22 protein-coding genes and 4 pseudogenes are annotated in these 24093 nt (G+C 61.0%); 2 read left to right on the top strand and 24 right to left on the bottom strand.

Annotated elements, in window-relative coordinates:
- Positions 1 to 49: 49 nt before the first annotated feature.
- The 19 genes and pseudogenes from lpdA to sdhC form a co-directional block, all read right to left on the bottom strand.
- A complete protein-coding gene (gene lpdA, locus BSK43_RS04595; RefSeq protein WP_068388895.1) occupies positions 50 to 1456 on the bottom strand; it encodes a dihydrolipoyl dehydrogenase in 1407 nt (468 codons plus the stop codon).
- A 28-nt stretch (positions 1457 to 1484) separates the two neighbouring features.
- A pseudogene (locus BSK43_RS04600) lies at positions 1485 to 2122 on the bottom strand (LysE family transporter).
- Positions 2123 to 2140: 18 nt separating this feature from the next.
- Positions 2141 to 2896, bottom strand: coding sequence for an SDR family oxidoreductase (locus BSK43_RS04605; protein ID WP_077472960.1), 756 nt, complete (start codon positions 2894 to 2896; stop codon positions 2141 to 2143).
- Positions 2893 to 3363, bottom strand: coding sequence for a hypothetical protein (locus BSK43_RS04610; RefSeq protein WP_205910591.1), 471 nt, complete (start codon positions 3361 to 3363; stop codon positions 2893 to 2895). The genes BSK43_RS04605 and BSK43_RS04610 overlap by 4 nt, the downstream gene beginning before the upstream one ends.
- Before the next feature lie 53 nt (positions 3364 to 3416).
- The gene (locus BSK43_RS04615; RefSeq protein WP_077472961.1) at positions 3417 to 4166 is read right to left on the bottom strand and encodes a DUF4241 domain-containing protein; all 750 of its coding nucleotides are present in this window, start codon (positions 4164 to 4166) and stop codon (positions 3417 to 3419) included.
- 11 nt (positions 4167 to 4177) lie between these two features.
- A pseudogene (gene odhB, locus BSK43_RS04620) lies at positions 4178 to 5406 on the bottom strand (2-oxoglutarate dehydrogenase complex dihydrolipoyllysine-residue succinyltransferase).
- Positions 5396 to 5569 carry a hypothetical protein gene (locus BSK43_RS04625; protein ID WP_246662495.1) on the bottom strand — a complete coding sequence of 58 codons (174 nt, stop codon included), beginning with the start codon at positions 5567 to 5569 and terminating at the stop codon, positions 5396 to 5398. Before BSK43_RS04625 ends, odhB begins: the two are co-directional and overlap by 11 nt.
- Before the next feature lie 80 nt (positions 5570 to 5649).
- Positions 5650 to 8634 carry a 2-oxoglutarate dehydrogenase E1 component gene (locus BSK43_RS04630; protein WP_077471928.1) on the bottom strand — a complete coding sequence of 995 codons (2985 nt, stop codon included), beginning with the start codon at positions 8632 to 8634 and terminating at the stop codon, positions 5650 to 5652.
- A gap of 176 nt (positions 8635 to 8810) precedes the next feature.
- Positions 8811 to 9713, bottom strand: a complete 903-nt coding sequence (sucD, locus tag BSK43_RS04635) for a succinate--CoA ligase subunit alpha (protein ID WP_077471929.1) — start codon at positions 9711 to 9713, stop codon at positions 8811 to 8813.
- A 12-nt stretch (positions 9714 to 9725) separates the two neighbouring features.
- Positions 9726 to 10217 carry a DUF1579 family protein gene (locus tag BSK43_RS04640; protein WP_077471930.1) on the bottom strand — a complete coding sequence of 164 codons (492 nt, stop codon included), beginning with the start codon at positions 10215 to 10217 and terminating at the stop codon, positions 9726 to 9728.
- A gap of 5 nt (positions 10218 to 10222) precedes the next feature.
- A complete protein-coding gene (gene sucC / locus BSK43_RS04645) occupies positions 10223 to 11416 on the bottom strand; it encodes an ADP-forming succinate--CoA ligase subunit beta (protein ID WP_077471931.1) in 1194 nt (397 codons plus the stop codon).
- Between the two features lie 27 nt (positions 11417 to 11443).
- Positions 11444 to 12405, bottom strand: a pseudogene (gene mdh / locus BSK43_RS04650) (malate dehydrogenase).
- Positions 12406 to 12585: 180 nt separating this feature from the next.
- Positions 12586 to 13749, bottom strand: a complete 1164-nt coding sequence (zapE, locus tag BSK43_RS04655) for a cell division protein ZapE (RefSeq protein ID WP_077471932.1) — start codon at positions 13747 to 13749, stop codon at positions 12586 to 12588.
- A gap of 61 nt (positions 13750 to 13810) precedes the next feature.
- Positions 13811 to 14332, bottom strand: a complete 522-nt coding sequence (locus BSK43_RS04660) for a protease inhibitor Inh/omp19 family protein (protein ID WP_077471933.1) — start codon at positions 14330 to 14332, stop codon at positions 13811 to 13813.
- A gap of 145 nt (positions 14333 to 14477) precedes the next feature.
- On the bottom strand, positions 14478 to 15284 hold the full coding sequence (locus BSK43_RS04665; RefSeq protein WP_077471934.1) for a nucleotidyltransferase domain-containing protein: 807 nt from the start codon (positions 15282 to 15284) through the stop codon (positions 14478 to 14480).
- Between the two features lie 47 nt (positions 15285 to 15331).
- Entirely contained in the window at positions 15332 to 16111 is a 780-nt protein-coding gene (locus BSK43_RS04670) for a succinate dehydrogenase iron-sulfur subunit (protein ID WP_068388856.1), read from the bottom strand.
- 17 nt (positions 16112 to 16128) lie between these two features.
- Positions 16129 to 17970: a succinate dehydrogenase flavoprotein subunit gene (gene sdhA, locus BSK43_RS04675; protein ID WP_068388853.1), complete on the bottom strand. Its 1842-nt coding sequence runs from the start codon at positions 17968 to 17970 to the stop codon at positions 16129 to 16131.
- Positions 17971 to 17977: 7 nt separating this feature from the next.
- Positions 17978 to 18358 carry a succinate dehydrogenase, hydrophobic membrane anchor protein gene (gene sdhD, locus BSK43_RS04680; RefSeq protein WP_077471935.1) on the bottom strand — a complete coding sequence of 127 codons (381 nt, stop codon included), beginning with the start codon at positions 18356 to 18358 and terminating at the stop codon, positions 17978 to 17980.
- 65 nt (positions 18359 to 18423) lie between these two features.
- A pseudogene (gene sdhC / locus BSK43_RS04685) lies at positions 18424 to 18821 on the bottom strand (succinate dehydrogenase, cytochrome b556 subunit).
- Positions 18822 to 19124: 303 nt separating this feature from the next.
- Between sdhC and BSK43_RS04690 the strand changes: the two are divergent.
- Positions 19125 to 19526 (top strand): hypothetical protein, encoded by a 402-nt coding sequence (locus BSK43_RS04690; RefSeq protein ID WP_077471936.1) that lies wholly within the window; start codon positions 19125 to 19127, stop codon positions 19524 to 19526.
- A 9-nt stretch (positions 19527 to 19535) separates the two neighbouring features.
- On the opposite strand, the gene BSK43_RS04695 is transcribed toward BSK43_RS04690, so the two are convergent.
- The 5 genes from BSK43_RS04695 to tsaD are packed head-to-tail and all read right to left on the bottom strand — an operon-like array spanning position 19536 to position 23075.
- Entirely contained in the window at positions 19536 to 20186 is a 651-nt protein-coding gene (locus BSK43_RS04695; RefSeq protein WP_077471937.1) for a methyltransferase, read from the bottom strand.
- Positions 20187 to 20234: 48 nt separating this feature from the next.
- On the bottom strand, positions 20235 to 20666 hold the full coding sequence (locus tag BSK43_RS04700) for an EVE domain-containing protein (protein WP_077471938.1): 432 nt from the start codon (positions 20664 to 20666) through the stop codon (positions 20235 to 20237).
- A gap of 3 nt (positions 20667 to 20669) precedes the next feature.
- Positions 20670 to 20963: a YciI-like protein gene (locus tag BSK43_RS04705; RefSeq protein ID WP_077471939.1), complete on the bottom strand. Its 294-nt coding sequence runs from the start codon at positions 20961 to 20963 to the stop codon at positions 20670 to 20672.
- A gap of 28 nt (positions 20964 to 20991) precedes the next feature.
- Positions 20992 to 21981, bottom strand: coding sequence for an NAD(P)H-dependent glycerol-3-phosphate dehydrogenase (locus BSK43_RS04710; protein ID WP_077471940.1), 990 nt, complete (start codon positions 21979 to 21981; stop codon positions 20992 to 20994).
- Complete coding sequence (gene tsaD, locus BSK43_RS04715; protein ID WP_077471941.1) at positions 21978 to 23075, bottom strand: tRNA (adenosine(37)-N6)-threonylcarbamoyltransferase complex transferase subunit TsaD; 1098 nt, start codon at positions 23073 to 23075, stop codon at positions 21978 to 21980. The genes BSK43_RS04710 and tsaD overlap by 4 nt, the downstream gene beginning before the upstream one ends.
- A gap of 84 nt (positions 23076 to 23159) precedes the next feature.
- Between tsaD and hemC the strand changes: the two genes are divergently transcribed.
- Positions 23160 to 24089 (top strand): hydroxymethylbilane synthase, encoded by a 930-nt coding sequence (gene hemC, locus BSK43_RS04720; RefSeq protein WP_077471942.1) that lies wholly within the window; start codon positions 23160 to 23162, stop codon positions 24087 to 24089.
- Positions 24090 to 24093 lie beyond the last annotated feature (4 nt).

The raw sequence follows: 24093 nt of genomic DNA on the forward strand, positions 1-24093 counted from the left end.
CGTTTGTGCATTGCAATCCCAGTATTCGACCGAGCTTAAATGCCCGATCTTACATGTGGATCGGCTTGAAGAAGGTCGCGAGCGCTGCTTCCTTCACCGCTTCCGACATTGTGGGATGCGCATGGCAGGTGCGTCCGAGATCCTCGGACGAGCCGCCGAACTCCATCAGAACGGTAATTTCGTGGATCATCTCGCCGGCGCCAAAGCCGACGATATGGCCGCCGAGAACCCGATCGGTTTCCTTGTCGGCCAGGATCTTGACGAAACCATCCGTCGCCAGCATGGCGCGGGCACGACCGTTGGCGGAGAACGGGAACTTGCCGACCTTGTAGGCAATACCCGCAGCCTTCAGCTCTTCCTCGGTCTTCCCGACGGAAGCAACTTCCGGCTGGGTGTAGACGACGCTCGGAATGACATCGTAGTTCACGTGACCGGCCTGGCCGGCGAGGATTTCGGCCAGCGCCACGCCTTCGTCTTCGGCCTTATGCGCCAGCATCGGGCCCTTCACGACGTCACCGATGGCATAGATGCCGGCGACATTGGTCTTGAAGTGGCCGTCGATTTCGACACGGCCACGGTTGTCGAGCACGACACCAGCTTCTTCGAGGCCAAGGCCAGCCGTATACGGCTTGCGGCCGGTGGCAACCAGCACGACATCGGCGTCGAGCACGACCTTGTCGCCGCCCTTGACCGGCTCGAAGGTGACCTTCGCGCCATTGCCAGACTTCTCAACGCCAACAACCTTGGCGCCGAGGTGGAATTCCAGGCCCTGCTTGGCGAGCATGCGCTGGAACTGCTTGGAGACTTCGCCATCCATGCCACCGAGGATGCTGTCGAGATATTCGACAACGGTGACCTTGGCGCCGAGGCGCGACCAGACCGAGCCGAGCTCAAGGCCGATGACACCGCCGCCAACCACGATCATCTTGCCCGGCACCTTGTCGAGCGCGATGCCGCCGGTCGACGAGATAATGACCTTCTCATCGATCTCGAGCGGCACGCCGGGAATGCCGGCAACGTCGGAACCGGTGGCGATGACGATGTTCTTGCCCTCGATCTCGGTGACCTTGCCGTCGTCGGCCGTCACGGCAACCTTGCCGGCGGCAACGATCTTGCCGGTACCCTGGAAGGCATCGATCTTGTTCTTCTTGAAGAGGAAGGCGACGCCCTCGACGTTCGACTTTACGGTCGCATCCTTGTGCGCCAGCATCTTGCCCAGGTTCAGCTTCGGCGCGGCAACTTCCACACCGAGTGCATCCAGGCCATGGCCCGCTTGGTGGAACATTTCGGAAGCATGCAGCAGCGCCTTGGAAGGGATGCAGCCGATGTTGAGGCAGGTGCCGCCATAGGTCGCACGCTTTTCGACGACCGCCACCTTCAGGCCGAGCTGCGCTGCCTTGACTGCGCAGACATAGCCGCCGGGACCGGTTCCGATAATGATCACATCGTAGGACATGGTTTAATTTCCTTGTTTTATATCTCTGTTAGTCGGCCGCCCGCACCAGGGCGAGGCGGATGCCGAAGCCGACGAGCGCCGCTCCGGTGATGCGGTTGAACCATTTGCCTGACGCGATGAAGCGATCGCGGATCGGCTTGACGGTGAAGAAGATGGAAACGCCGGCAAACCAGGCGACGAGCGCCGTAGCCATGCCGATGCCATAGCTGAACTGGATCAAGGCCGGGGTGTCGTGGTGCACGAGCGTCGAAAACAGCGACAGGAAAAACAGCACCGGCTTCGGATTGAGCGCATTGGTGATGAAGCCCGTCGCCAGGCAACGCCAGACGGAGACCGGCTTGCGGTCCGCATCGGTGATCTCGATTTCGGCCACCTTGAAACCCGGCTCGCGGAAGGACTTGATGCCCAGATAGACCAGGTAGAGAACGCCGGCCCATTTAATCATGCTGAACAGCATCAATGATTGCGATACGATCAGGCCGAGGCGAGAATGGTGTAGCTGATGTGAAAGAGCAGCGAGAAGCCCATGCCGAGCCCGGTCATCATGGCAGCACGGCGGCCATGCACGATGCTCTGGCGCAGGATCACGGCAAAATCGGCGCCGGGAACGACGATGAAGATCGAGAACACAGCCATCAGGCCGAGAAATTCGAGAATATATTGCATATCATCCACCCATTCTGATCAGCGGCCACCGCTCACGTCGAGCAGCGCACCCGTTATATAGGATGCATGCGGGCTCAAGAGATAGAGGATGGAGTCGGCGACTTCATCGGCCGTTCCCGCCCGCTTCATCGGCAGTTGCGGCGCGATGTCGCGAGCCCGGTCCGGCAGGCCGGCGGCTGCGTGAATATCGGTATCGATGATGCCGGGACGGACGGCATTGACGCGGATGCCTTCGGCCGCCACTTCGCGTGCCAGACCGACAGTGAAGGTATCGATCGCTCCCTTGGAGGCAGCATAATCGACATATTGGCCGCCGCCACCCAAGGTCGCGGCCAGCGAAGAAACGTTGACGATCACGCCACCCTTACCGCCGTGGCGGGTGGACATGCGGCGCACGGCCTCGGCGGCGGCCAGCATCGAGCCGGTGATATTGACGCGGAACATGCGGTCCAGCCGCTCCGGCGTCATTTCGTCGAGCCGCTGGATAACCCCGACAATACCGGCATTGTTGACCAGGCCGTCGATGCGGCCGAAATGCGCGTCGATCTGGGCAAAGATGGATTTGATGTCTTCGACCTTGCCGACGTCGCCGGCCATCGCGATGGCTTCGCCGCCGGCTTCGCGGATAGTCTCTACCACGGCCTCGGCCGCATCCTTGTTGGATGCGTAGTTGACCGCAACCGCCCAGCCATGCTGCGCGGCGGCAATGCAAACCGCGGCGCCGATGCCGCGGCTGCCGCCGGTGACGAGAAGAACGGGTGCATCGTCAGTCATTGGCCGCATCCTTTCAGGCTAAGAACATCCCAGGGCGCAACGGTTGCCTTGCCTTTGCCCCAGAGTGACGACTTCTGGATCGAGGGGCCGAGCGCTGGCAGGAAGAGCCGATCCGCCGCGCTTTCGCCTTCGGCCGGCAATGCGCGAATATGCCCTTTGAGATCGGAGGCGTAGACCATGCCTTGCCAAACGGTGCAGGCTCGGAGATCAGCCCCAGTCACGTCGCCTTCCGGACATGCAAACATGATCCGGCCATCGGCGCGCAATTGATCGTCGGTGCGCATGACAATGCCATCGGCGACGACGGTAGTATTGCGCACGGTAAGCTTGAACCTGTTGCTGAGCGCCGATTCCGAGCCCATGGGCTCGAAACGCAGCTCGTAGGCATTGTCCATATCAACGTAAACGGCTTTTTCCTGCATGCATTCGTCCGCAAATGCAGGCAGTGAAGCCACGGCAAAAGCCATCGCCGCGCAGCATGAAGCCGCCAATCGTGTCATCATGCGGTCAGCCGGCATGATCATTGACCTCCCGGCTCGCGTCGACCGTCGGCATTCTCGGTCACGCCGAAATCGGTAAACAGAACCAGCGGCCTTCCGCCGGCATCGAGACCCCAGAAGACCGGATAGAAACCATCACCCCAGCCGCTGGAGAAGATGGCGACATTGCCGCGCTTTCCCGATATCGGCCGGTGCATGGCATAATCGTCTTTGTTCGCCTCCAGCTCCGGCGCCAGGACATCGTCGTAATAATTGATATCGGATGTCGATTTCTCCGCCTGAACCTGCTTTTCCCGCTCCTGGATGAGAGCATAGGTATCGGCATCCATATAGCAACCGAGACCGGCATCGACCGGATAGCCGAAGAACTCGTCGCCTTTCAGCGAATTGATATCCTGACCCGGAATCACGGCCAGCTCCCAGCGCACCGGTCTGCCCTCGGCAAATCGCATGCTGGCAGCCGCGACACGGCCGAAGGCTTCATAGAGCGTCACCGGATATTCGCCCGGAGTCACAGCCCTCACGAGCGCCGGACGGTCCGGCCCGACCAGCGGGTCACTGGCAACGATGCGGCCGGAGGTCAGTTCGACATTGCCGATGCGAAGGATGGTGATCGACCGGGCGGCAAGATCGGCGTCGCTGAGCGACGCCAGATCGAGATTGCTGCTGAGCTTCGAAATATCGAGATCACCCGCGCTGGCGGATGACGGCATCCACGCGGCAACGGCGCACATCAATCCGCGCAGCGTCCGCATGGGCCATGTCGACATGATCCAGCTCCTTAGAGATCGAGAACCAGACGTTCCGGATCTTCCAGGCTTTCCTTGACGCGCACGAGGAAGGTCACCGCTTCCTTGCCGTCGACCATGCGGTGGTCATAGGAGAGCGCCAGATACATCATCGGACGGATCACGACCTGACCGCCGATGGCGACCGGACGTTCCTGGATCTTGTGCATGCCGAGAATGCCCGACTGCGGCGCATTCAGGATCGGCGAAGACATCAGCGAACCATAGACGCCACCATTGGTGATGGTGAAGGTGCCGCCCTGCATGTCGGCCATCGACAGCGTGCCGTCACGGGCAGCCTTTGCCAGACGACCAAGTTCCTTCTCCACTTCAGCGATCGACATCTGGTCGGCATCGCGGATGACCGGAACGACCAGTCCCTTGTCGGTGCCGACAGCCATGCCGATGTGGCAGTAGTTCTTGTAGATGATGTCGGTGCCGTCGATCTCGGCGTTGACAGCCGGCAGTTCCTTCAGCGCGTGGGTGACGGCCTTGGTGAAGAAGCCCATGAAGCCGAGCTTCACACCATGCTTCTTCTCGAAGATGTCCTTGTACTTGTTGCGCAGGTCCATGACGGCCTTCATGTCCACCTCGTTATAGGTGGTGAGCATGGCGGCGGTGTTCTGCGCATCCTTGAGACGGCGGGCGATCGTCTGGCGCAGGCGGGTCATCTTGACACGCTCTTCGCGGTTGACGTCCTCGACGGCGGTCGGTGCACGTGCTGCGACCGGAGCAGCCGGTGCGGCGGCAGGCGCCGAGGCGGCCTTGGCAACGGCGGCGATCGCATCACCCTTCAGCACCTGGCCGCGCTTGCCGCTGCCATCGACCTGATCGGCGGAGATGTTGTTTCGGCCAGCTTGGCAGCTGCCGGAGCCGCCGGCATGGCGGAGGCCGGAGCGAAACGGTAGGCGCTGCAACCGTGCGGCGGCAGCAGGTGCCGGAGCGGCGGCGCAGCAGCCTGAGCCGGTGCGGCAGCGGCGGCGTTGCCGGCTGCGATCTGGCCGAGCAGCGCGCCGAGGCCTACGGTTTCGCCGGCCTGGGCAACGATTTCGGACAGGGTGCCGGCCGCAGGTGCCGGAACTTCGATCGTTACCTTGTCGGTTTCGAGCTCGAGAAGCGGCTCATCGGCCTTGATGGCGTCGCCGACCTTCTTGAACCAGGTACCGACGGTCGCTTCGCTGACGGATTCGCCGAGGGTAGGAACGCGGATTTCAGTGGCCATTGTTCAGATCCTGATTTTCGTCATTATGAGTTTGGATGGAATTCCGGCGACAGATGGCCGGGGAACGAATAGCGCCATGCGCAACAATTGCCCAACCGGCGGCGGCCGATCGGGCATCTGCTTCGTGCAGGCGATAGGTGGCGTATTGCTGCATGGCTGCCATCTTCTCCCCCGTCGCATCCTGCGGAAGGCTGGAGCGCGACGACGCGATTTTCAAACGAAAACGTGTCATCGCGCAACCCCTCAACCGCCGAGCGCGTCCTCGAGGAACGCCGCAAGCTGCGACAGATGCTTGGACATCAGGCCCGTCGCCGGCGAGGCGGCGGCCGGACGGCCGGTGTAGCGAACGCGCTGGTACTTGGCATCGATATGGGCAAGTACCCATTCCAGATAAGGATCGATGAAGGACCATGCGCCCATGTTCTTCGGCTCTTCCTGGCACCAGACCATCTCCGCATTGCGGAAGCGGCTGAGCTCGTTGATGAGCGCCTTGGCCGGGAACGGGTAGAGCTGTTCGATGCGCAGCAGGTAGATATCGTCGATGCCGCGCTTCTCGCGCTCTTCCAGCAGATCGTAATAGACCTTGCCCGAGCAGATGACGACGCGACGGATCTTGTTGTCCTTCTGCAGCTTGATCGGGCCATCCTTGATCACTTCCGCATCGTCCCAGAGCAGGCGATGGAAGGAGGTTTCCCCCGCCATCTCCGCCAGGCTCGACACGGCACGCTTATGGCGCAGCAGCGACTTTGGCGTCATCAGGATCAGCGGCTTGCGGAAATCGCGCTTCAGCTGACGGCGCAGGATGTGGAAGTAGTTCGCCGGCGTCGTGACGTTGGCGACCTGCATGTTGTCTTCGGCGCAGAGCTGCAGATAGCGTTCCAGGCGGGCGGAAGAGTGTTCCGGACCCTGGCCTTCATAGCCATGCGGCAGCAGGCAGACGAGACCGGACATGCGCAGCCACTTGCGTTCGCCCGAGGAGATGAACTGGTCGAAGACGACCTGCGCACCGTTGGCGAAATCGCCGAACTGGGCTTCCCAGAGCGTCAGCGCATTCGGGCGGGCCAGCGAATAGCCGTATTCGAAGCCGAGGACAGCCTCTTCCGAAAGCATCGAGTTGATGACTTCGTAGCGAGCCTGGGTCGGCGACAGGTTGGCGAGCGGAATGTAGCGCTCTTCGGTTTCCTGATCATAGAGAACCGAATGACGCTGCGAGAAGGTGCCGCGTTCGCAATCCTGGCCGGAGAGCCGGATCTTGTGGCCTTCGACGACAAGCGCGCCGAATGCCAGGGCTTCCGCCATGGCCCAGTCGATGCCTTCACCCGTCTGCACCATGTTGGCGCGATTTTCCATGAAGCGCTGGATGGTGCGGTGCGCGTGGAAGCCGGCCGGAATTTCCGACAGCTTGCGGCCGATCTCCTTCAGCGTCTTCATCGGCACAGCGGTCTTGCCGCGGCGCTGCTCGTCGGCATTGTCGGCCGTGTGCAGGCCCGACCACTCGCCGTCAAGCCAGTCGGCCTTGTTCGGCTTGTAATGCTGGCCGGCCTCGAACTCTTCCTCGAGATGAGCGCGCCAGTCGGCCTTCATCTTTTCGACTTCGCCCTCGGTCAGCACGCCTTCGCTGATCAGGCGCTGCGAATAGAGCTGCAGCACCGTCTTGTGGGCACGGATGACCTTGTACATGTTCGGCTGCGTGAAGGACGGTTCATCGCCTTCATTATGGCCGTAGCGGCGATAGCAGAACAGATCGATCACGACCGGCTTGTGGAACTTCATGCGGAATTCGGTCGCAACCTTGGCCGCATAGACGACGGCTTCCGGATCGTCGCCATTCACATGGAAGATCGGCGCTTCGATCATCTTGGCGACGTCGGACGGATAGGGCGACGAGCGCGAGAAGGCCGGATTGGTGGTGAAACCGATCTGGTTGTTGATGATGACGTGCATGGTGCCGGCAACGCGATGACCGCGCAGACCCGACAGGCCGAGGATTTCGGCAACCACGCCCTGGCCGGCAAAAGCCGCGTCGCCATGGATCAGCAACGGCACGACCTTGGCGCGTTCGGACAACGGAATGATATCGCCGTCCCAGAGGGTGGCGCCCATGTCCTGCTTGGCGCGGGCCTTGCCCATGACGACCGGGTTGACGATTTCCAGATGCGACGGGTTGGCCGTCAGCGAAACGTGGACCTTGGTGCCGTCGAAATCGCGATCCGAGGAGGCGCCGAGATGGTACTTGACGTCGCCCGAGCCTTCGACTTCGTCCGGTGCGTAGGAGCCGCCCTTGAACTCGTGGAAGATGGCGCGATGCGGCTTGCCCATGACCTGCGAAAGCACGTTCAGGCGGCCGCGATGGGCCATGCCGAACAGAGCTTCCCGGAGGCCGAGCTGGCTGCCGCTCTTCAGGATCTGTTCCAGCGCCGGGATCAGCGATTCACCGCCGTCGAGGCCGAAACGCTTGGTGCCCTTGAACTTGACGTCGAGGAACTGTTCGTAGCCTTCGGCTTCGATGACCTTCTGCAGGATCGCCTTCTTGCGCTCGGGATTGAAAGCAATCCCTTTGTCGACGCCTTCGATGCGCTCCTGAATCCACGCTTTCTCTTCCGGATTGGAGATGTGCATGAATTCGACGCCGAGCGTCGAGCAGTAGGTGCGCTCGAGAATCTCGATCATTTCGCGCACGCTCGCATATTCGAGGCCGAGCACGTTATCGATGAAGATCTTGCGGTCGAGGTCGGCCTCGGTGAAGCCATAGGCTTCCGGCGACAGTTCCTTGTAGTCTTCGACCGGAGCGGCGATGCCGAGCGGGTCGAGCTTGGCATGCAGGTGGCCACGCATGCGATAGGCGCGGATCATCATGATGGCGCGGACGGAATCGCGCGTCGCCTGCAGGATGTCTGCGGTATCGGTCGGCTTGCCCTGGGCTTCTGCCTTGGCCTTGACCTTGGTTTCGATCGCCTTTTCGACGATGCCCCAGTTGCCGTCGAGCGCGGAGATCAGCTCGCCATTTGCCGGGATCGGCCAGTTCTTACGCTGCCACGAAGCGCCCTTGGCCGCCCGCTTCACATCGCCGGGGCTGTCTTCCAGCGCCTTGAAGAATGACCGCCACTCGTCGGATACCGACGATGCGTCGTCCTCGTAGCGCGCGTAGAGCTGCTCGATATAAGCAGCGTTCGCGCCGTCCAGGAACGAAGTGATCTGAAATTGCTCGTTGGCTTCTTGCCTTGCCATGGTGATATGCGGACGCCTTCGTCCGCCTCCCGACTTGTTTGCATTGCCGGCTTATGGACGTCCGGCGACCTTATTTCGTCAGCGGCCTTTTGGACCGCACATCTAAACTTGCGAATTGGAAGGCCGGACGGGATGGGCGCTTGCCGCTCCCCGTCCGGGTCTTGCTATAGGTAGGTTCAGCCCTTCAGGACTTCCACCAGCGTCTTGCCGAGACGCGCCGGCGACGGCGACACGCGAATGCCTGCCGCTTCCATCGCCGCAATCTTGTCTTCCGCGCCGCCCTTGCCGCCGGAAATCACGGCGCCAGCATGGCCCATGGTGCGGCCGGGAGGTGCCGTGCGGCCGGCGATGAAGCCGACCATCGGCTTCTTGCGGCCCTTCTTGGCTTCGTCCTTGAGGAACTGCGCGGCTTCTTCTTCAGCCGAACCGCCGATTTCGCCGATCATGATGATCGACTTGGTTTCGTCGTCCGCAAGGAACATCTCGAGAATGTCGATGAACTCCGTGCCCTTGACCGGGTCGCCGCCGATGCCGACAGCCGTCGTCTGGCCGAGGCCTTCATTGGTGGTCTGGAACACGGCTTCATAGGTGAGCGTGCCGGAACGCGAGAGAACGCCGACCGAGCCCTTCTTGAAGATGGAGCCCGGCATGATGCCGATCTTGCATTCGTTCGGGGTCAGAACGCCGGGGCAGTTCGGTCCGATCAAGCGCGACTTCGACTTGATCAGGCGATCCTTCACCTTGACCATGTCGGCAACCGGAATGCCTTCCGTGATGCAGACGATGAGCGGGATTTCCGCATCGATCGCTTCGAGGATCGCAGCCGCGGCACCTGCCGGCGGCACGTAGATGACCGAGGCGTTGGCGCCCGTGGCATCCTTGCCTTCAGCAACGGACTTGAAGATCGGCAGCTTTTCGCCGTCCTTGCCGGTCCAGGTTTCGCCACCCTTGGAGGGATGGATACCGCCGACCATCTTCGTGCCGTGATAGGCAAGCGCCTGTTCAGTGTGGAAGGTGCCGGTCTTGCCGGTCAGGCCCTGAACCAGAACCTTGGTGTCTTTGTTGATGAGAATAGACATGCGAGGCCTTTGTTACGAGAGGTTGGAAGACGCAGAGGCAACGCGACGATATAAGCCGCTGACAACCTCCTGCCATGTATCGCTGCCGGCGGGCGCAAAAGTGACGCCCATGCGGTAGCAGTCTTCATTTTCGAACTGGAAGAGAGTGCGCTGCGCACCGCGCGGCGAGACCTTGGTCAGAACCAGCCTGTCGTCGATCCATTCGCCGGAGGCCGGCGCTGCGGGCACAAAACCCACCGTATCGAACTGATAGAGCTTGTAGGCCTGATCCGTTCCGTCGAAGCCGAAAATATTCCGCGCTTCGAAGGAGGTTTCGCCATCACGCGTCTGCACGTAGCGCTGCTCGACGAAGAATCCGTCGAACAGACACTCGGCCGTGAGCCGCGCGGTTGCCGTACCTTCCTTCGTCCAGGCCGAAGCCGCGACATGCTCTTCCCCTTCCCAGGTGCCGGCAAAGGCACCGAGGCGAAGATGAGCAGCCGTTGGAGTGAAGGAAGCAGCCATCCCGATCAGCCCTTGACTGCCTTGACGATCTTCTGGGCGGCATCGTCCAGGTCATCTGCGGAGATGACGTTGAGACCGGATTCGTTGATGATCTTCTTGCCGAGCTCGACATTGGTGCCTTCGAGGCGAACGACGAGCGGAACCTTCAGACCGACTTCCTTGACGGCTGCGAGCACGCCTTCGGCAATCACGTCGCACTTCATGATGCCGCCGAAGATGTTGACCAGAATGCCCTGGACAGCCGGATCGGCAGTGATGATCTTGAAAGCGGCCGTAACCTTTTCCTTGGTGGCGCCACCGCCAACATCGAGGAAGTTCGCCGGCTCAGCACCGTAGAGCTTGATGATGTCCATGGTTGCCATGGCGAGACCTGCGCCGTTGACCATGCAGCCGATGTTGCCGTCGAGGGCGACATAGGCGAGGTCGTATTCGTGTGCCTGGATTTCCTTCTCGTCTTCTTCCGACGTGTCGCGCAGGGCGCGGACGTCTTCATGACGGAAGAGCGCGTTGCCGTCGAAGGACACCTTGGCGTCGAGAACGCGCAGACGGCCATTGGTCATGACGATCAGCGGGTTGACTTCGAGCAGAGCCATGTCCTTCTCGACGAAGGCCTTGTAGAGGATCGGGAAGAGCTTGGCGGCGTCTTCGCGGGCAGCACCCTCGAGCTTCAGCGCATCGGAAAGAGCAGCCGAGTTGGCAGCCGTGACGCCTGTCGAAGGCTCGATGGCGACGGTGATGATCTTTTCCGGCGTGTCATGCGCGACGGTTTCGATGTCCATGCCGCCTTCGGTCGAAACGACGAAAGCAACCTGGCCGACCGAACGGTCAACCAGGATGGAGAGGTAGAGTTCGCGGTCGATGTCGGCGCCGTCTTCGATGTAGAGGCGGTTGACCTGCTTGCCGGCCGGGCCGGTCTGCTTGGTGACGAGCGTGTTGCCGAGCATGTCCTTGGCGTTGGCGACAACATCGTCAACGGACTTGGCGAGGCGAACGCCACCCTTGGCGTCCGGGCCGAGTTCCTTGAACTTGCCCTTGCCGCGGCCGCCGGCGTGGATCTGGCTCTTGACGACGTAAAGCGGGCCCGGAAGCTGCTTGGCAGCGGCGGCAGCTTCGTCGGCAGAGAAGATGGCAACGCCGTCCGCGACGGGTGCGCCATAGGTCTTCAGCAGAGCCTTGGCCTGATATTCATGAATGTTCATGGATTTATCCCTGTTATAACGCAGAAATTACTTCAGCGACGGCGCGATGGCGATGCAGGCTTCGCAAAGACCGGCGACGGATGCGACCGACTTGTCGAAGGCCTCCTTCTCGGCCTTGTTCAGGTCGATCTCGATGATGCGCTCGACGCCGCCGCGCCAATGACCGTGGGAACGCCGACATACATGTCCTTGACGCCATACTGACCATCGAGATGGGCAGCGCTCGGCAGAACGCGCTTCTTGTCCTTGAGGTAGGATTCAGCCATTGCGATGGCGGAGGCGGCCGGAGCGTAATAGGCCGAGCCGGTCTTCAGCAGGCCGACGATCTCGGCGCCGCCATCACGGGTGCGCTGGATGATTTCTTCGAGGCGCTCGGCGGTGAGCCAGCCCATGGTGACGAGGTCCGTCAGCGGAATGCCGGCAACCGTGGAGTAGCGAGCAAGCGGAACCATCGAGTCGCCGTGGCCGCCGAGAACGAAAGCGGTGACGTCTTCAACGGAGACGTTGAATTCCTTGGCGAGGAACAGGCGGAAGCGCGACGAGTCGAGCACACCGGCCATGCCGACGACCTTATTGGCCGGGAGGCCGGAAAACTTCTGCAGTGCCCAGACCATGGCGTCGAGCGGGTTGGTGATGCAGATCACGAAGGCGTTCGGGGCATACTTCTTGATGCCGGCACCGACCTGCTCCATGACCTTGAGGTTGATGCCGAGAAGATCGTCGCGGCTCATGCCCGGCTTGCGGGCAACGCCGGCGGTGACGATGCAGACGTCAGCGCCTTCGATCGCCGAATAGTCGCTGGCGCCGGTCAGATTGGCGTCGAAGCCTTCGACGGGAGAAGACTGGGCGATGTCGAGACCCTTGCCCTGAGGAATGCCGTCCGCGATGTCGAACAGGACGATGTCGCCCAGTTCCTTCAGGCCGGCGAGATGCGCCAGCGTGCCACCAATCATGCCAGAACCAATAAGTGCGATCTTGTTGCGCGCCATTTCGGTGTATCCTTTGCGATCAAAATCCGTGGCGGGACGCCATGTAAGGCATCCACAATAGCCGCCAATCGCATAGACCCAAAGGCGGAAATTGGCAATTGATTATTTTGAGAGCAGCAATTTCAATCGGTTAGATCGATAATTTCTTACGTAAACGTAAGAAATTCTGTCACCGAATTGTTACTCGGCGGCTCGCTTTGCCGGAGTCTGGGCAAGATACTCGGCACTGCGCATCTCGAAAAGCCGGGAAGTCGTGCGGTCGAATTCGAAGCCTTCGGTTCCACGCCGCTCGACCAGCAATTCCTCCGGCATGGCCGCTGCAGAAACATAAAGGCGAATATTATGATCGTAAAGCGTGTCGATGAGAATGATGAAACGCTTGGTCTGGTTGCGCTTTTCCGGCCCGAGCTTTGGCACGCGATCCAGAAAGATCGTATCGAAACGCTCGGCTATGGCGAGGAAATCGGCAGGCCCAAGCGGCGCCTCGCAAAGATCGGTAAAGGAAAAGCGCGCCATGCGATCGACCGCCAGCGGCACATGAATGGAGCGCCCCTTTCTCGGAATCTCCATCGGCTGCGCCCTGCGTCCGTGCAGTGCCTGCATCCAGGATGCATCCATCGCCATATCGGCGCGCTGGTCGAGCGGCGTGAGATAGACGGGTTGGCTATTCAGCTTCTCCATGCGGTAATCGGTCGGCGAATCCAGCGTCACCACATCGACATAACGTTTCAAGAGATCGATGAAGGGCAGAAACAGGCCGCGATTGAGCCCGTCGCGATAGAGATTGTCGGGCTCCACGTTCGAGGTGGCGACCAGCACGCAGCCAAGCGAAAACAATTCGGAAAACAGCCGCGACAGGATCATCGCATCGGCGATATCGGTGACGGTGAATTCATCGAAGCAGAGCAGTTCCGCCTCGCCATAAAGATCGGCTGCAATCGGCGGCAGCGGATCGGCCTGCTTGGTCTCGCCATTCTTGTACTTCAACCGCTGCGCAGCAATGCGGTTGTGAACATCGGTCATGAATTCATGGAAATGCGCGCGGCGCTTCTTCTGGCAGGGCGCCATGGCGAAAAACATATCCATCAGCATCGTCTTGCCGCGTCCGACACTGCCGTGGATATAGAGGCCCTTGATGGTTTCGACCGGCTTCCTGCGCGCGGCAAACATCCAGCCGAGTGCGCTCGACTTGCTGGCCGGGCGCTTCCGCTTGAGATCGGCAAGCACGCGATCGAGCAGTCTCGCCACGTTCATCTGCGCCGAATCCACCTGAAGCGATCCGGAAGCCGTCAGCGCCTTCAGCTGCTCGCTGACGCTGAGGGAATAGTCGGGCATGGGCTGCATGGGGAAATATCCGCCTGTGCAAAAAGGGGCGCGCCGAAGGACGCTGCCCCGTCAGATAAGCTTATCGGCTGAGGCCGATTGGCTGGCCGGAAGCGGTCGAGCCGTCAAACCGCGAATCGGCCGTCTTGTAGAGCGTGCCGATCGTGCTGCCGTCGCGATTCTTCAAAAGAATCTGCTTGCCGGAAACCTCCCAGGACCCCATTGCGGTAAGCTCGCCCGAGCAACCGCGCGTGCCGCCGCGAGAGCCGCTGCCGAGATTGGTGAGCGTCAGGAACATATCGCAGCTCGATCCGCCGTTGCTGACCTTCCAGCTGCCGACCATCGACTCCTTGGTGACGTCCATGGCGGAAGCGGCCATTGCCTGCTGCTGTTGCGGGTTACCCGCATTCGGCGCATTCGACGGCGCCGCCGGAAACTGAGAGGGGTCGCCGCCGTTCGCAGGAGGAAGCTGGCTTGACTGAACGGAGGGAACAGGCGCTGCCTGCAGCGGCGGAGCCGAATAATTGTCGTTGTATGCTGTGCGCTGGCAACCGGCAAGCGACAGGCCTATCACCGCAGCCGTCACCGCATATCTGAACTGCATCATCACACTCCTAATTAATTGTCCACCGCTGACATTTGCAAAGTGATGCTCAATGACGTGGGAATTATCGTATTTCACTTTGGTTAATCAAGTCGATACCGCCATAATTTGCCGTAGGCCATAGCTGGACAAGAATCGGGTGGTTTCAAGGCCTAACGCGACGAACCTCATTCAGATAGAAGCGATCGGCAAATTCCTGCATGCTTTTGTCCCGCCCATGGTCTTCGCTAAACTTGACGGAGAAATCGGAATAGCGTCCGAGCGAGACCGATAGAAACTCCATGAGCGGTGCTGGCGGTACGCCCTCTCCCATTTCGCGCGTCTCCTTCTTGACCGCCACCAACTGCAGAATGGTTGCCCGAATGTCCTTGTCCAAATCGATATCAGCAAGACATTCGAGCATGTTCATTGGCGGCAGCCTGGCAAAATCCGTTTGTCGCATCCATTCGAGCGCTATTGCGGGGCGGATGGAATAAAGCAGCTTCTTTAAACGAACAGGTTCAGCGCCCCCATCGGGCCGATGCTGTTTCATCAAGCCGATATAGTGCTGAGCGACCTTCTCCGGCACCATGATTTCCTGCAGCAACGTGCCGAGTCGATCACGAAAACCGATTTCCTCTTCATAAACGATGGGCGATTTCAGCCACTCGACAAGAACAGCATTGCCCTTCAGCGCCAGAAGCAGCGCCTTGCGCAGATCCCATCCACCGGTATCGATATCACCGACGATTGGAAACTCGATGACATCGCGATGAGGGAACAAGGTCAGATGATCCTGCTCCGATCTGACATAGACGAAGCGGCAATCGTAGTCGCTATCAGGCGAAGGGAAACCCCAGGCACGGCTCCCGCTTTCGATGGCAAAACCGATGCGGATGCCCTCGGCCTTGACCGAAGCAAGCCGCAGCCGGATTTCGGCCACGGCCTCCGGGGCAAAGCCTTCGATGGTCATGCGAGCATCTTCCTCATCGCCACTTGGCTTGGGTAGTCGCCGGCGGGTTAGACCCGCCGCTCGACCATCATCTTCTTGATTTCGGCGATCGCCTTGGCCGGGTTCAGACCCTTCGGGCAAGTCTGCGCGCAGTTCATGATCGTGTGGCAACGATAGAGGCGGAACGGATCCTCGAGATTGTCAAGGCGCTCGCCCTTGGCTTCGTCTCTGGAGTCGATCAGCCAGCGATAGGCCTGCAGCAGCACGGCCGGGCCGAGATAACGGTCGCCGTTCCACCAGTAGCTCGGACAGGAGGTCGAGCAGCAGGCGCACAGGATGCATTCGTAGAGGCCGTCGAGCTTCAGGCGGTCCTCATGGCTCTGCTTCCATTCCTTGGCCGGCGGCGGAGAAACCGTCTTCAGCCAGGGTTCGATCGAGCGATGCTGGGCGTAGAAGTTCGTCAGGTCAGGCACAAGGTCCTTGACGACGGGCATATGCGGCAGCGGATAGATCTTCACCGTGCCCTTGATCTCGTCCAGACCCTTGGTGCAGGCGAGCGTGTTGGTGCCGTCGATATTCATCGCGCAGGAACCGCAAATGCCTTCACGACAGGAGCGGCGCAGCGTCAGCGTCGGATCGATCTTGTTCTTGATGTAGAGCAGACCGTCGAGCACCATCGGGCCGCAATCGTCGATATCGATGTAGTAAGTATCGATGCTCGGGTTCAGGCCGTCATCCGGGCTCCAGCGATAGACGCGAAATTCGCGCGTATTCTTGGCGCCGACCGGCTTCGGCCAGACCTTGCCTTCGCGCATCTGAGAGTTCTTAGGGAGAGCGAGTTCAACCATGGTCAGTTCCTCTCAGATCAATACACGCGTGCCTTCGGCTCGATCTTGTGCGGATCGATGCCTTCGGCGATCAGGTCGGTGTGGACGGGACGATAGTCGAGCTTCACATCGCCGGCTTCGTTGATCCAGGCAAGCGTGTGCTTGCGCCAGTTCTCGTCGTCGCGGCCGGCGAACTTGCCCTCGGTATAATCCTCGCGTGCATGCGAGCCGCGGCTTTCCTTGCGGGCCTCGGCGCCGTAGATCGTCGTGATGGCGTTGGCCATCAGATTATGCAGTTCCAGGGTCTCGACCAGATCGGAATTCCAGATCAGCGAGCGGTCGGTGACCTTGATGTCGGCCATTTCCTTCCAGATCTCGGAAATGCGGCGGCAGCCGGATTCCAGCGATTCCTGCGTGCGGAACACGGCGGCATCTTCCTGCATGGCGCGCTGCATCTTTTCACGCAGCGCTGCCGTCGGCGTCGAGCCGCTGGCATGGCGCAGGCGATCGAAGCGATCCATGATCTTGTCGCAAGCGGCAACGTTAACCGGCGGAACCGGGCCTTCGCGGTCGATGACCTGGCCGGCGCGGATGGCGGCGGCACGGCCGAAGACCACGAGGTCGATCAGCGAGTTGGAGCCGAGGCGATTGGCGCCGTGGACCGAGGCGCAGCCGGCTTCGCCAACGGCCATCAGGCCCGGCAGGATGCGCTCGGGATTTTCGCTGTCGGCATTCAGCACTTCACCCCAGTAATTGGTGGGAATGCCGCCCATGTTGTAGTGAACCGTCGGCAGAACCGGGATCGGCTCGCGGGTCACGTCGACGCCGGCGAAAATACGGGCGCTTTCGGAAATGCCGGGCAGACGTTCATGCAGCACGGCCGGATCGAGGTGGTCGAGATGCAGGAAGATGTGGTCTTTGTTCTTGCCGACGCCGCGGCCCTCGCGGATTTCCAGCGTCATGCAGCGCGAAACCACGTCGCGCGAGGCAAGGTCCTTGGCGGAGGGAGCATAGCGCTCCATGAAGCGCTCGCCTTCGGAATTGACCAGATAGCCGCCTTCGCCGCGTGCCCCTTCGGTGATCAGACATCCTGAACCGTAAATCCCCGTGGGATGGAACTGCACGAATTCCATGTCCTGTAGCGGCAGGCCAGCGCGGGCAACCATGCCGCCGCCGTCGCCGGTGCAGGTATGGGCCGAGGTCGCGGAGAAATAGGCGCGGCCGTAGCCGCCGGTCGCCAGCACCACCATCTTGGCGGCGAAGCGATGGATCGTGCCGTCATCGAGGCACCAGGCGACAACGCCGGTGCAACGGCTGCCATCGTCGGACATGATGAGATCGAGCGCAAAATACTCGATGAAGAATTCGGCATTGTTGCGCAGCGACTGGCCGTAGAGCGTGTGCAGGATGGCGTGGCCGGTACGGTCGGCGGCAGCGCAGGTGCGCTGCACCGGCGGTCCGTCGCCGAAATTCTGCATGTGGCCGCCGAACGGGCGCTGATAGATCTTGCCTTCCTCGTTACGCGAGAACGGCACGCCGTAATGCTCGAGCTCATAGACCGCTTTCGGCGCTTCCATGACCATGTACTGCATGGCATCGACGTCACCGAGCCAGTCGGAGCCCTTGACGGTATCGTAAAGATGCCACTGCCAGCTGTCCGGCGTCATGTTCTGCAGCGAGGCGGCAATGCCGCCCTGGGCAGCGACCGTATGCGAACGGGTCGGGAAGACCTTCGTGATGCAGGCGGTGCGGAAGCCCTGTTCGGCCATGCCGAGCGTGGCACGCAGACCGGCGCCACCGGCGCCGACGACGATCACGTCATAGGAGTGATCGACATATTTATAGGCTGAGCCATTCTGAGCGGATGAGTTCGGTGCCATGATGCATTTATCCTACGAACGCGATCTTCAGAATGGCGAAAAGACAGAGCCCCGCCAGAATGACCGCGAAAAACGTGTTGAGCATGAGAAGGACGATCTTGCCGAATTCGCCGTGGACATAGTCCTCGATGATGACTTGCATGCCGAGCTTCATGTGGATGATGCCGGAGATCACCATCAGGGCCATGATGACGGCGACGAGCGGATTCGACAGCGCATGCACGACTTCCGTATAGGGCGCGCCGGCATAGATCAGCAGGAAGATGACGAAGAAAATGAAGAGCGGAACATTGGCGACGGCGGTCAGGCGCTGACGCCAGAAATGATCGGTGCCTTCCTTGGCGGAGCCGAGGCCGCGGACTTTACCCAAAGGGGTGCGCATATCCATGATATATATCCTCTAGAGCATGATCCCGAAAATCACCGAGTGGTTTTCGGAAACGATCACACCAATCAACCCAGCCTGATGACGATGCCGACGATCCAGACCAGCACGGTCAGACAGATCGACGCGACGAGCATGAGCTTGGCCACCCTGGTCGACACGGCAGGGTCGAAACCATAGCCGAGATCCCAGAAGAAGTGGCGAAAGCCGCCGAGCATGTGATGCAGCAGCGCCCATGTGTAGCCGAACAGGATGATCCGGCCGACGATGTCCCCAGGATCCAGTTGACCAGATCGAAATAGCCCTGGCCGGTCGCAGCGGCGATCAGCCACCAGGCAACCAGCACCGTGCCAAAGTAGAGCGCGCCACCGGTGATGCGGTGGACGATCGACATGACCATGGTGGGAATGGGTTTGTAAATTTGCAGATGCGGCGACAAGGGCCGGTTTTGTGTGACGTTCGCCATCAGAACCTCGCGGCGTTACGGTACGCTTAAAACCCGGATATCCGGGGCAACGCGCGCACAGGGACGTGCAGTGTGCGTTGCATCATTGCGACCATTAATCGCCCAAATGCCTATCGACAAGCACAATTGATGCCTGCACCGAATTTAATCGATTGGGATCGCTTTGCACTTTAGCGAGTATGCAAGGACGCGCTCCCCATTCGGCCCCATTTACCATTTCCTCAACCCTGACGTGGACTTCGCGCCGGTCTTCGGGCAATCTGCCGTTAAGATTTCATTAACCGACCCAAACGGGGGCGAATCATGAGCTTGCATCTTTTCAGGGCATCAGCGCTCGTTTTGGCGGCAGTAGCCGCATTTTCGTCAAGCGCTGTGCTGGCAGGCGATTACCGTCACTGGCATCACCGCGACCATTCGGGCCTCGTGCGCCTGAACCAGATATCGGCACCGCAGGGTTTCGGGCAGCAGCAGCCAGCCAGAATCATCCTCATGGAACCGCGTGAAGCGGCAAACGCCGGCACCTATGCCGGCTCGGCCGATGTCTATCAGGCCAATGGCGGCACCTATGTCGTCGGCTATGGCGGCTACAATCCCTATGCCCGTCCTGTTGCAGTGCAGCCGAGGCCGCGCGCCAAGGTCATCAATGTCCGCTATGCCGGCAATCCCTGCTCATACGAAGCCGGCGTCTGCGTAATCCGGCCCTGAGGAAAAGCCTTAGCCGGCGATAAATCGCCACACGGTGGTCTTCTTGATTTCGCTGTCCTCGAGCGCTCGCGTCACCGGCACCTGATAGGTCGCCTGCGCTTCCAGCCGATCCTTCGGCAGATAAGCTCTGCCTGGATCTCCGACCAGAACCAGCTTCCCCTCACCCGCCAATTGCCGCAGCCAGGGAACCAGGTTCGCTGCAAAATCCTGATCGTAGAAGACATCGCCGGCGAGAACGACGTCAGCCTCCACCGAGCGGCCGATGATATCGTCGTTGGCAAATTCGAGAGCGACGCCATTTTCAACTGCATTCAGCCGGACTGCCGTACCGGCCCAAGGGTCGATATCGACGGCAAGCACATGGCTGGCGCCCGCGCGCTTGGCTGCAATCGCCACAAGCCCGGAGCCGCTGGCGAAATCCAGCACTTTTCTGCCGGCAACCGTCGCCGGATGATCGAGGATGTAGCGCGCCAAGCCCTGGCCACCCGCCCAGGCAAAAGCCCAGAAGGGCGGCGGCAGGCCGATCTTCTCCAGCTCCTCTTCCGTCTTCAACCAGAGTTCATGCGCTTCGCTTGCCAGATGCAGCCGGATCTCCGGCACATGCGGCGGCGCCATGAGGCTGGTGTTGGCGCAGATGAAACTTTCCGGATCGGTTTTCAAAAATTCTCCAGCATCGGACGGCGGCCAGAATTAGACGGGTGGCCGGGGTCAAACAGGAGGACTATCCAGTTCGCCCATGCGGCAAACTTCGAGCCATTCCTCATCCGTCACCGGCTGCACCGAAAGCCGCATCGAGGTGACGAGCGCCATCTGCGAAAGCTTCGGGTTTGCCTTGATGTCCTTCAGGGAGACAAATTTCGGCATGTCGCGCACGGCGCGGATATCGACGCACTCCCAGCGCAGATCGTCCTTGGCTGTGGAATCGTGATGTGCCAGCGCACAAACCTCGACGATGCCGACGATCTCCAGCCCGTCATTGGAGTGATAGAAGAAGCCCTTGTCGCCGATCTGCATCGCCCGCATGTTGTTGCGGGCGAGATAGTTGCGCACGCCGGTCCATTCGGTTCCCTTTTCGCCGGCATCCTTCTGCTGCTGCCAGGACCAGGAAGACGGTTCGGATTTATAAAGCCAGTGCGCCATGCCTCATGCCTCCGGATTGTTGAAGACCCAGTTGAACGGCTTGATCTCGACGCTCTCGAACAGGCCGGCCTTCGTATAGGGATCCGCATCCGCAATCGCTTTTGCCGACTCGATGGTCTCGGCGCTGACGATGACCAGGCTGCCATTCGGCTTGCCATCGGCATCGAGGAAAGGCCCCGCCATCTTCAGCGTTCCCTCGGCATTCAACTTGTTGAGATGCTCCACATGCGCCGGACGCGTCTCCATGCGAACATTCAGGTGACCGGGCTTGTCCTTGCAGACAAAGGTGAACAGCATTGTTGGGCTCCTTCAGATATCGAGAAAATCATTCCGTCGTAATCGGCCGCGTCATCAATTGCCCGATGGCCGTGGCTATGTCGAGCTTGCCGTCGATGATGGCGGAAACCGCTTCGGTAATCGGCATGTCGACGCCGAGTTCGCCGGCCAGCCGCGCGGCAATGGAGGCGGCATAGGCGCCTTCGACCAGCGTGCCATGTGTCGGGTCGGCCGTTTCTCCATGGCCGAGCGCAATACCGAATCGCAAATTGCGGGATTGATGGCTGGTCGCCGTCAGCACGAGGTCGCCGAGGCCGGAAAGCCCGCGCGCCGTTTCCGCCTTGCCGCCCTTGGCCGCAACAAAGCGCGACATTTCGGCGAGCCCACGGCTGATCAGGGCAGCACGGGCGGAATCGCCGATGCCGCGCCCTTCGACGATGCCGCAGGCGATGGCGAGAACATTCTTCAGCGCGCCACCAAGCTGCACGCCGATGCGATCGTCCGATGCATAAAGGCGGAACGTCGGGCCGGAAATCGCCTGCGCAAGCCTCTCGGCCACCGTCATGTTGGCAGCCGCGATCGCCATGGCCGTTGGCAGGCCCTTGGCAATATCGGCGGCAAAGCCCGGCCCGGAGAGCACGGCAATGGCGTGCTGCGGCAATTCCCGCTCCAGCATCTCGGTCAAGAGATCGCCGGAGGTCTTGTCGATGCCCTTGGCGCAGGTGACGACGATTGCATCCTTGGCAAGATAAGGCCCATAGAGCCTGGCGGCATCGGCCTGGGCCTGCGACGGCATGGCGAAAAGGACGATCCCGGCATCGGAAACGGCATCCGGCCCGGCCGAAAATTTCAGGGAATCCGGAAGCTCGATACCGGGCAACACGGCATCATGCATCCGGTCGACGGCGAGATCGGCCATTAGCGCCGCCTTGCGTCCGACAAGCGTCACGTCGCTGCGGCCGGTCAGCGCAATCACGGCTGCAAGCGCCGTGCCGAAGGCGCCTGCGCCGATGACTGCAATCCGTTCCTTGCCGCTCATGCTTTGGCTCCGCGTTTGCCATGACCCAGGAGCGTTTCCGCCTTCTGATCCAGTGGCCAGCGCGAACGCGGCTGCACATCGAGATCATCAGGGGCAAAGCCTGTCGCCATGCGCTCGAGTCCGGCCCAGGCGATCATGACGGCATTATCCGTACACAATCTCAATGGCGGCGCGATGAAGCGGAAACCGTTGGCGTCGCAAAGGTCCTGCAGGGTCCGGCGCAGCTCGAGATTGGCGGCAACGCCGCCGGCAACCACGAGCGCCGGCTTTTCATCCGTCTTCGGAAATTCCGTCTTGAAGCGCTGCAGGCCGCGACCGATGCGATCCTTCAAGGTGCGCGAGACCGCCTTCTGGAAGGAGGCGCAGATATCGGCGATATCCTGCTCCGTGACAGGCGCGATGGCCGTTGCCGCCTGCCGCACCGCCGTCTTCAGGCCGGAAAAGGAAAAATCAAGGCGCGTCTCGCCGACCAGCGGCCGCGGAAGATCGAAGCGATCCGCATTGCCGTTTCTGGCCGCGGCCTCCACGGCCGGGCCGCCGGGATAGGGCAGGCCCAAGAGCTTGGCCGTCTTGTCGAAGGCTTCTCCCAGCGCATCGTCGATGGTGGTGCCCCAGCGCTCGTACTGGCCGACGCCACGCACGAGGATGAGCTGCGTGTGGCCGCCGGAAACCAGCAGCATCAGATAGGGAAAGGCAAGCCCGTCGGTGAGCCTCGCCGTCAGGGCATGGCCTTCCAGATGGTTGATGGCGTATAATGGCTTGCCTGTGGCGCGCGAGATCGCCTTGCCGGTCATCAGGCCGACGAGCAGCCCGCCGATGAGGCCGGGACCTGAGGTCGCGGCAATGGCATCGACGTCCAAGAGCGACACATTGGCGCGTTTCAATGCTTCGTCGATCAGCGTATCCAGCGCCTCGACATGCGCCCGCGCGGCAATTTCCGGCACAACGCCGCCATAGGCGCTATGCTCGTCCAGCTGGCTCAGCACGACATCGGAGCAAACCGTGGACGTACCGTCATCCCGGCGTTCGACAATGGCCGCGGCGGTTTCGTCGCAGCTTGTTTCGATGCCGAGAATACGAAGAATGGACGCCATGGAGAAAGTTCGTTGCCTACAGGTCGATTGCGATAAAGCGGAAATATGGTTACGGGAACTGTCGGTAACAACGGATCAAAGCGGATGCAAACAAAACCTTTCCGGATCGGCACGCGCGGCAGCCCGCTGGCGCTCGCCCAGGCGCACGAGGCCCGCGATCGCCTGATGGCGGCGCATGGCCTTCCGGAAGAGATGTTCGAAATCGTCGTTCTCACCACCAAGGGCGACCGTATCACCGACCGCTCGCTGGCGGCGATCGGCGGCAAGGGCCTGTTCACGGAAGAGCTGGAAGAGAAGCTGATCTCCGGCGAGCTCGACTTCGCGGTGCACTCCGCCAAGGACATGGCGACGAAAATTCCGCAGGGCCTGGCGCTGACGGCCTACCTGCCGCGCGAGGACATCCGCGATTCCGTCATCGGCCGCACGGCACCGAGATTGATCGAACTGCCGCATGGCGCGACGGTCGGCTCCGCCTCGCTGCGCCGTCAGGCGCTGATCCGCCGCCTGCGCCCCGATATCAATGTCATCACTTTCCGTGGCTCGGTCCAGACCCGGCTGCGCAAGCTGGAAGAGGGCCAGGCGGACGCAACGCTGCTTGCCGTTGCCGGCCTGAAGCGGCTCGGCAAGGTCGAGGTCATCACGGATATCCTCGATCCCGACGAATTCCCGCCGGCACCGGCGCAGGGCGCAATCGCCATCGAAAGCCGGATCGCCGACAGCCGGATGAACGACCTGCTCGCCGCCATCAACGACGGCCCCACCTTCGACACCGTCTCCTGCGAACGTGCCTTCCTGGCAGCGCTTGACGGCTCCTGTCGGACGCCGATTGCCGGTTATGCGGTCTGCGAGGGAGATCATCTGCGCTTCTTCGGCATGATTCTGACGCCTGATGGACAGCAGGTGCACACGACCACCATCGAGGGCAATCGTCGCGATGCCGAGGCGCTCGGCACCAATGCCGGCCAGGCCATACGCGCCGAGGCGGGCAGCACCTTCTTCGAAGACTGGATCTGATATC

The organism is Rhizobium sp. P44RR-XXIV (genome assembly GCF_001999485.2).
In the GTDB taxonomy this organism is placed as follows: domain Bacteria; phylum Pseudomonadota; class Alphaproteobacteria; order Rhizobiales; family Rhizobiaceae; genus Rhizobium.

Bases quoted from the DNA above. Each gene is read 5' to 3' on its own strand.
- zapE (WP_077471932.1), bottom strand. From the start codon at position 13,749: ATGCAGCCCATGCCCGACTATTCCCTCAGCGTCAGCGAGCAGCTGAAG.
- sdhD (WP_077471935.1), bottom strand. From the start codon at position 18,358: ATGGATATGCGCACCCCTTTGGGTAAAGTCCGCGGCCTCGGCTCCGCC.
- BSK43_RS04710 (WP_077471940.1), bottom strand. From the start codon at position 21,981: ATGAGCGGCAAGGAACGGATTGCAGTCATCGGCGCAGGCGCCTTCGGC.
- BSK43_RS04690 (WP_077471936.1), top strand. From the start codon at position 19,125: ATGAGCTTGCATCTTTTCAGGGCATCAGCGCTCGTTTTGGCGGCAGTA.
- tsaD (WP_077471941.1), bottom strand. From the start codon at position 23,075: ATGGCGTCCATTCTTCGTATTCTCGGCATCGAAACAAGCTGCGACGAA.
- BSK43_RS04665 (WP_077471934.1), bottom strand. From the start codon at position 15,284: ATGACCATCGAAGGCTTTGCCCCGGAGGCCGTGGCCGAAATCCGGCTG.
- lpdA (WP_068388895.1), bottom strand. From the start codon at position 1,456: ATGTCCTACGATGTGATCATTATCGGAACCGGTCCCGGCGGCTATGTC.
- sucD (WP_077471929.1), bottom strand. From the start codon at position 9,713: ATGTCTATTCTCATCAACAAAGACACCAAGGTTCTGGTTCAGGGCCTG.
- BSK43_RS04630 (WP_077471928.1), bottom strand. From the start codon at position 8,634: ATGGCAAGGCAAGAAGCCAACGAGCAATTTCAGATCACTTCGTTCCTG.
- BSK43_RS04705 (WP_077471939.1), bottom strand. From the start codon at position 20,963: ATGCTGTTCACCTTTGTCTGCAAGGACAAGCCCGGTCACCTGAATGTT.
- hemC (WP_077471942.1), top strand. From the start codon at position 23,160: ATGCAAACAAAACCTTTCCGGATCGGCACGCGCGGCAGCCCGCTGGCG.
- BSK43_RS04605 (WP_077472960.1), bottom strand. From the start codon at position 2,896: ATGACTGACGATGCACCCGTTCTTCTCGTCACCGGCGGCAGCCGCGGC.
- sdhA (WP_068388853.1), bottom strand. From the start codon at position 17,970: ATGGCACCGAACTCATCCGCTCAGAATGGCTCAGCCTATAAATATGTC.
- BSK43_RS04625 (WP_246662495.1), bottom strand. From the start codon at position 5,569: ATGGCAGCCATGCAGCAATACGCCACCTATCGCCTGCACGAAGCAGAT.
- sucC (WP_077471931.1), bottom strand. From the start codon at position 11,416: ATGAACATTCATGAATATCAGGCCAAGGCTCTGCTGAAGACCTATGGC.
- BSK43_RS04610 (WP_205910591.1), bottom strand. From the start codon at position 3,363: ATGGCTTTTGCCGTGGCTTCACTGCCTGCATTTGCGGACGAATGCATG.
- BSK43_RS04640 (WP_077471930.1), bottom strand. From the start codon at position 10,217: ATGGCTGCTTCCTTCACTCCAACGGCTGCTCATCTTCGCCTCGGTGCC.
- BSK43_RS04670 (WP_068388856.1), bottom strand. From the start codon at position 16,111: ATGGTTGAACTCGCTCTCCCTAAGAACTCTCAGATGCGCGAAGGCAAG.
- BSK43_RS04615 (WP_077472961.1), bottom strand. From the start codon at position 4,166: ATGTCGACATGGCCCATGCGGACGCTGCGCGGATTGATGTGCGCCGTT.
- BSK43_RS04660 (WP_077471933.1), bottom strand. From the start codon at position 14,332: ATGCAGTTCAGATATGCGGTGACGGCTGCGGTGATAGGCCTGTCGCTT.
- BSK43_RS04700 (WP_077471938.1), bottom strand. From the start codon at position 20,666: ATGGCGCACTGGCTTTATAAATCCGAACCGTCTTCCTGGTCCTGGCAG.